General features: G+C 70.4%; 6 protein-coding genes. 2 read left to right on the forward strand and 4 right to left on the reverse strand.

The features are described from left to right. Positions 1-21: 21 nt before the first annotated feature. Positions 22-1419, reverse strand: a complete 1398-nt coding sequence (locus MBTS_RS04020) for a nucleobase:cation symporter-2 family protein (protein ID WP_238253959.1) — start codon at positions 1417-1419, stop codon at positions 22-24. Positions 1420-1594: 175 nt separating this feature from the next. Here MBTS_RS04020 and uraD point away from each other — a divergent pair, with 175 nt between their 5' ends. Both uraD and MBTS_RS04030 read left to right on the forward strand, forming a co-directional pair. Continuing rightward, the gene (gene uraD, locus MBTS_RS04025) at positions 1595-2491 is read left to right on the forward strand and encodes a 2-oxo-4-hydroxy-4-carboxy-5-ureidoimidazoline decarboxylase (protein WP_147830509.1); all 897 of its coding nucleotides are present in this window, start codon (positions 1595-1597) and stop codon (positions 2489-2491) included. A 105-nt stretch (positions 2492-2596) separates the two neighbouring features. Then, positions 2597-2860, forward strand: coding sequence for a hypothetical protein (locus tag MBTS_RS04030; RefSeq protein ID WP_147830511.1), 264 nt, complete (start codon positions 2597-2599; stop codon positions 2858-2860). An 86-nt stretch (positions 2861-2946) separates the two neighbouring features. Here MBTS_RS04030 and MBTS_RS04035 read toward each other — a convergent pair whose 3' ends face one another. From MBTS_RS04035 to MBTS_RS04045, 3 genes are all read right to left on the reverse strand, one after another. Beyond that, entirely contained in the window at positions 2947-4002 is a 1056-nt protein-coding gene (locus MBTS_RS04035; RefSeq protein ID WP_210322648.1) for a BMP family ABC transporter substrate-binding protein, read from the reverse strand. Between the two features lie 95 nt (positions 4003-4097). After that, entirely contained in the window at positions 4098-5024 is a 927-nt protein-coding gene (locus MBTS_RS04040) for an ABC transporter permease (RefSeq protein ID WP_147830513.1), read from the reverse strand. 28 nt (positions 5025-5052) lie between these two features. Then, the gene (locus MBTS_RS04045) at positions 5053-6144 is read right to left on the reverse strand and encodes an ABC transporter permease (protein WP_147830515.1); all 1092 of its coding nucleotides are present in this window, start codon (positions 6142-6144) and stop codon (positions 5053-5055) included. Between the last annotated feature and the right edge of the window lie 160 nt (positions 6145-6304).

Below are 6304 nucleotides of genomic sequence, written 5' to 3' on the forward strand. Positions count from 1 at the left end.
GGTGGATGGAGACGGCCGTCGTCAATGTTCGGAGGAGGCCGCCTGATGCCGGGCCGCGGCGCGGGCGGCCTCGTCGCCGGTCAGGCCGTTGAAGAATAGGTTCAGGCTCACCGCCGCGATCGCGCAGAGCAGGATTCCGGATTCGAGGAGCGGGTGCAGCGCGTGCGGCATCTGCTTGAAGAAGGCCGGGGCGACGAGGGGGATCATGCCGAAACCGACGGAGACCGCAACGACGAACAGGTTGTTGCGATTGCGGGCGAAGTCCACCGCCCCGAGGATGCGCACGCCCGTCGCGCCGACCATCCCGAACATCACGAGCCCGGCCCCGCCGAGCACGCATTGCGGCACCGCCTCGACCAGGGCCGCGAGCTTCGGAATGAGCCCGAGCCCGAGCATGATGAACCCGCCGACCACCGCGACGTAGCGGGTGCGCACCCCGGTGACGCCCACGAGCCCGATATTCTGCGAGAACGAGGTGTAGGGGAACGTGTTGAAGATGCCGCCGATGACGGTGCCGAGGCCGTCGCCGCGCAGGCCCCTGGTCAGGCGCTTCTCGTCCACGGGGTCGGCGCAGATCTCGGCGAGCGCCAGGAACATCCCGGTCGATTCGATCATCACCACGATCATCACGATGCAGAGGGTGACGATCGAGACGGGATCGAAGGTCGGGGCGCCGAAGGCGAAGGGCCGCACCACGTCGAACCAGGACGCGGTGGCCACATGGCCGAGATCGACCAGCCCGAAGGCGGCGGCCACGAGCATCCCGGCGACGATGCCGATGAGCACCGAGGCCGAATTGACGAAGCCGGTGCCGTAGCGGGTGATCGCCAGGATCACGCACAGCACGAAGGCGGCGATGGCGAGATGGAGCGGTGCCCCGTAATCCGGGTTGCCGATTCCTCCGGCGGCCCAGTTCACGCCCACCTTCATCAGCGAGACGCCGATGACCAGGATGATCGTTCCGGTCACCACGGGCGGGAACAGCGGCAGCAGCCGTCCGATGAGCGGCGCCACGAGAAACGCGAACAGGCCGGCCGCGATCACGGCGCCGTAGATGCCGGTCAGCCCGATCTCGGGATTGGTCCCCATGGCGACCATGGGCGTGACGGCGGCGAAGGTGACGCCCATCATCACCGGCATGCGCACGCCGATCCCCGGCAGGCCCCAGCTCTGCAGCAGAGTCGCGAGCCCGCACGCGAACAGGTCGGCGCTCACCAGCATCGCCACCTGATCCGGCGGGAGTTTCAGGGCGCGCCCGACGATCAGCGGCACCGCGACGGCGCCGGCATACATCACCAGGACGTGCTGCAGCCCGAGCAGAGCGAGGGCGACGGGAGGCACCGTCGTCACGGGCGCCTTGACCGGCTCGGCGGCATGGATGCTGTCGGGAGGGGCGGCGATGGTCGTGGCACTGGTCATGGGGTCGACGCCTCCGCCGCTCCGGGCAGATCCCTCAGCGGGGATGCGGTGTCCGTGGGCGCAAGGCGTGTGCCACCGGGGCGGGACCCGGCGGTGGCGCGCATGGCCCGTTGCCTGCACCGGCCGGGCCTGCGATGCGTCGTCATCGCCTGCCTTCAACGGAGAGCCCGCCGCCATGGCGTCGACACTCGCAGCTCTGAACGAGGCCTCCGATGCGGACTTCGTGGCCACGCTCGGTGCCGTGTTCGAACACGCGCCCTGGGTGGCCGAGGCGGCCCTGCCGCAGCGGCCCTTCGCCACCGTGGAGGCGCTGTTCTCGGCCATGCGCGATGCGGTCCAGGGCGCGCCGGAGGGGCGGCGCCTCGCGCTGCTCACCGGCCATCCCGAACTCGCCGGGCGCGCCGCCCGATCCGGGGCCATCGCCCCCGATTCCATCGCGGAGCAGGCCGCGGCCGGCCTCGACCGGATGTCGGAGGCGGAATACGCCCGGTTCGAGGCGCTCAACGCGGCCTACCGCGACAAATTCGGGATCCCCTTCATCCTGTGCGTCAAGCGGCACGGCCGCGCCTCGCTGCTCGGGACCTTCGACGCGCGGCTGGAATCCGCTCCCGATGTGGAGCGGCGCACGGCCGAGGCCGAGGTGATGCGGATCGCCGCGATCCGCCTGAACGCCCTGGTGAGCGGCCCCGGTCCGCTCGCCACGACGGGCCGGATCTCGACCCATGTCCTCGACACCGTCCGGGGGAAGCCGGCCGCCGGGGTGGCCGTCGACCTCGTCGAGTTCGTCTCCGCGACGGAGGCGGTGCTGGTGGCCCGCGCGGTGACCAACGCGGACGGCCGCACCGACATGCCCCTGATCCACGGGCGCCCCGTGCCGATCGCCACCTACGAACTGCGCTTCGGGCTCGGCGACCACTTCCGGCGGGTCGGAGCGGGTCCAGGCCTCGCTCTCCCCGAACCGCCCTTCCTCGACATCGTGCCCCTGCGCTTCGGCGTGGGCGACCCGGAAGGCCATTATCATGTGCCGCTGGTGGCGACCCCCTGGAGCTATCAGACCTATCGCGGAAGCTGACGCGGAACCTCTCCGGCCCGGCTTCGATTTTCTTCGAGCGGCCAAAGACTTGCTTCTCGTTTTACGGTTCTCTCGCTCTTCGCCTCTCTTGAAAGGTCATCGACCATGCGTATGACGATATCGGCCCTCGCTCTGTGCGGGCTCTTCGGGTTGACCGGCGCGGCCCTCGCCCAGGGGACCGGTGCGCCCGCCGGCCGCGACCCAGCGACGGCTCCCGGCGGGACCGAGGGGATCGCCGGCCCGCGGAACGAGCGCGAGGCGATCCGGAGCGGCGATGCCGTCGCCGCGCCGAGCGGAGTCGGCGTGCCGGCTCCCCCGCCCTCCGACGAGCCGAAGGCCGACCGGCCGGCGCGCCACCACAACCATTGAGCGCAGCGACGCTCCCATGAACGAAGAAGCCCCGCCGGGACGCTCCGGCGGGGCTTCTTTTCCATGCGATGGTGTAGAGCCCGGGGTTATTGGGTCAGCTTGTCGTCGATCCCCTTCACGTACCAGTTCATGCCGAGGATCATCGGGTCGGGCGCGGTCTCGCCCTCCTTCACGGCGACGCTTCCGTCCTGCTTCAGCACCGGCCCGGCGAAGGGGTGGATCTTGCCGTCGGCGATGGCCTGCTTGGTCTCCTCGGCCATGGCCTTCACGTCGTCGGGCATGTTGGTGAAGGGGGCCAGCACGACCATGCCCTCCTTGATGCCGCCCCAGGTGTCGTGGCTCTTCCAGGTGCCGTCGAGGACCGCCTTGGCCTCCGCGATCACGTAGCCGTTCCAATCGTCGGTGATGGAGGTGAGCTGGGCCTTGGGGGCGAAGCGGTACTGGTCGGAGGACTGGCCGAAGGCGAGCTTGCCCTGCTTCTCGGCCTCCTGGAGGGGAGCGGCCGAGTCGGTGTGCTGGGTCAGGATGTCGGCGCCCTGCGCCAGGAGCGCCTTGGCCGCCTCCGCCTCCTTGCCCGGATCGAACCAGGTATTCACCCAGACCACCTTGATCTTGATGTTCGGGTTGACCGCCTGCGCCCCCAGCATGAAGGCGTTGATGCCGCTGACGACTTCCGGGATCGGGAAGGACGCGATGTAGCCCACCGTGCCGGATTTCGAGAGCTTGCCGGCGATCTTCCCGCAGACGTAGCGGCCCTCGTAGAAGCGGGCGGAATAGGTCGAGACGTTGTCGGAGCGCTTGTAGCCGGTGGCGTGCTCGAACTTCACCTTGGGAAACTTCCGCGCCACCTTCAGGGTCGGCTCCATGAAGCCGAAGGAGGTGGTGAAGATCAGGCCGGCGCCGGAGCGGGCGAGTTTCTCGATCGAGCGCTCGCTGTCGGCCTCGGGCACGTTCTCGAGGAAGGTGGTCTCGACCTTGTCGGGCAAGGCCTCGGCCAGGGCCTTGCGGCTGAGGTCGTGCTGGTAGGAATACCCGAAATCGGCGACCGGCCCGACATAGACGAAGCCGACCTTCAGCTTGTCGGCCGCGAGCGCCGGCCCTGCGGCGAGCATCGCGCACAGAACCGCAACGCCGAGCCTCATCGACCTGCCGAGCCTCATTTTCTTGCCGTGCATCATGGACCTGCCCCGCATCGTGTCGTCCCTCCCGATCCATTGCCGTTCGCCGGCCCGGCGTGTCATCGGCTCGGCGTGAAGACTCGCCCGAGCGAGGCGGGCGCCAGCGAGCCGCCGTGGCGCTGCCCGAGAGAGAGCAAGACCAGGGCCAGGATGGTGGCGAGATAGGGCAGGGCGGAGAGGAGCTGGCCCGGCAGGCCGAGGCCGGCGGCCTGGGCGTGGAGCTGCAGCACAGTCGCCCCGCCGAACAACAGGGCACCGGCCGCGACCCGCAGGGGCCGCCACGAGGCGAAGACCACCAGGGCGAGGGCGATCCAGCCGCGGCCCGCCGTCATCCCCGGCGACCAGAACGGCGTGTAGGCCAGCGCGAGATAGGCCCCGCCGAGCCCGGCGCAGGCGCCCCCGAACAGCACCGAGAGGAAGCGGACCTTGCGCACCTTCAGCCCGAGGGCGTGGGTCGCCACGTGGTCGTCGCCGATGGCGCGCAGGGTCAGGCCCGCCCGCGTCCGCCACAGGAACCACGACACGGCGGCCACGAGGGCGACCGCCGTATAGACGAAGGCGTCCTGGCCGAAGACGAGCCGGCCGAGTCCGGGCAGGTCCGTGAGGCCGGGGAGGGACAGGTGCGGCGCCGGATCGCGCTTCATCCCGACGTAGTTCGCGCCCACCAACCCCGACAGGCCGAGCCCCAGGATGGTCAGCGAGAGGCCGGAGGCGACCTGGTTCGCCGCGAGCCCGACGGTGAGGATGCCGAACAGGGCGGCCAGCAGCAGGCCGGCCCCGGCCCCGCCCAGCGCCCCGAGGAAGGTCGAGCCGGTCTGTACCGCCACGGCGAAGCTGACGGCGGCGCCGAAGATCATCATCCCCTCCACCCCGAGGTTGAGCACGCCGGAGCGCTCGGCCACGAGCTCTCCGATGCCGGCGAGGATCAGGGGGGTCGCGGCCGCCAGGACCGTGACGAGGACCATCTGGACGATGTCGAGGGTCATGATCGGCTCCGATATCCCTCGAAATGGCTCACGACGCCGTGCGGCCGGACGGGCCGCCCGGCACGAGCCGCACGTGATAGCCGGCGAACACGTCGGCCCCGAGGACGAGGCCGAGGAGCAGGCCCTGGAAGGCGCGGGTCAGGTCGAGGGGCAGCTTCAGATCGATCTGCGCGCCCTCGCCGCCGATGGTGGTCAGCGCGATGACGATGGCGGCGATCAGGATGCCCGGCGGCGAGAGCCGCCCGAGGAAGGCGACGATGATCGCGGTGAAGCCGTAGCCCGGCGAGATCTCCGGCTGGAGCTGCCCGATCTTTCCCGCCACTTCGACGATGCCGGCAAGGCCCGCCGCGCCGCCGGAGATGGCGAAGACGGCCAGCGTCAGGCGGGCATCGGAGAAGCCGGCGAAGCGCGCCGCCCGCGGGCTCGCGCCGACGACCCGGACCTCGAACCCGAACAGGGTGCGGGCCAGAACGACGGTCGCCAGCACCACGGCGAGGAAGGCGATCACCACCCCCGCATGCAGCGTCTCGCCCTCCATGAGGTAGGGCAGGCGCGCCGCGGGATCGAAGCCGACGCTCTGGGGAAAGTTGTAGCCGGCCGGATCGCGCAGGGGGCCGCGGACCATGTAGTCGAGGAGGAGCTGGGCGACGTAGACGAGCATCAGGCTCGTGAGGATCTCGGAGACGCCGAGGCGGACCTTCAGGACGGCCGGGATCATCGCGTAGGCAGCACCCGCGAGCGTCCCGGCGATCAGCATCGCGGGCAGGATCCAGAGCGTGAACCCGCCCATGCCGTGGGTGGCGACGCCGACCCAGCCGCCGGCCAGGCCGCCGATGACGAACTGGCCCTCGGCCCCGATGTTCCAGAGGTTGGCGCGGTAGCAGAACGCCAGACCGGTGGCGATCAGCGCCAGGGGCGCGGCCTTCAGGGCGATCTCCTGCAGCGACCAGACCTCGCTCAGGGGCGTGACGAAATAGGTGACGAAGGCCTCGCCCGGCGAGACGCCGAGGGCCGCCACGGCAAGGCCGCCGATCAGCACCGCCGCCACGAAGGCCAGCGCCGGAGAGAGGATGTCGAGCACCGGAGAGCGGCGGGTGCGGGGAACGAGGTCAAGACGCATGATGCGCTCCGCATGTCGTCGGACCCGCCGCGCGATCCCGCCGCCGCCCGAGCGGGGCCGTCCGGGGATGGCTTTCGGGAAAGGCGCCGGTCCCCTCTCCCTGCGGGCTGCTACCGGATTCGCTCATCTGCTCTTGCAGGCAGACCGCGTCCCTCTCCCC

Origin of the sequence: Methylobacterium bullatum (genome assembly GCF_014845095.1) — a bacterium.
GTDB classification, from domain to species: domain Bacteria; phylum Pseudomonadota; class Alphaproteobacteria; order Rhizobiales; family Beijerinckiaceae; genus Methylobacterium; species Methylobacterium bullatum.

Bases quoted from the DNA above. Each gene is read 5' to 3' on its own strand.
- MBTS_RS04020 (WP_238253959.1), bottom strand. From the start codon at position 1,419: ATGACCAGTGCCACGACCATCGCCGCCCCTCCCGACAGCATCCATGCC.
- uraD (WP_147830509.1), top strand. From the start codon at position 1,595: ATGGCGTCGACACTCGCAGCTCTGAACGAGGCCTCCGATGCGGACTTC.
- MBTS_RS04030 (WP_147830511.1), top strand. From the start codon at position 2,597: ATGCGTATGACGATATCGGCCCTCGCTCTGTGCGGGCTCTTCGGGTTG.
- MBTS_RS04035 (WP_210322648.1), bottom strand. From the start codon at position 4,002: ATGAGGCTCGGCGTTGCGGTTCTGTGCGCGATGCTCGCCGCAGGGCCG.
- MBTS_RS04040 (WP_147830513.1), bottom strand. From the start codon at position 5,024: ATGACCCTCGACATCGTCCAGATGGTCCTCGTCACGGTCCTGGCGGCC.
- MBTS_RS04045 (WP_147830515.1), bottom strand. From the start codon at position 6,144: ATGCGTCTTGACCTCGTTCCCCGCACCCGCCGCTCTCCGGTGCTCGAC.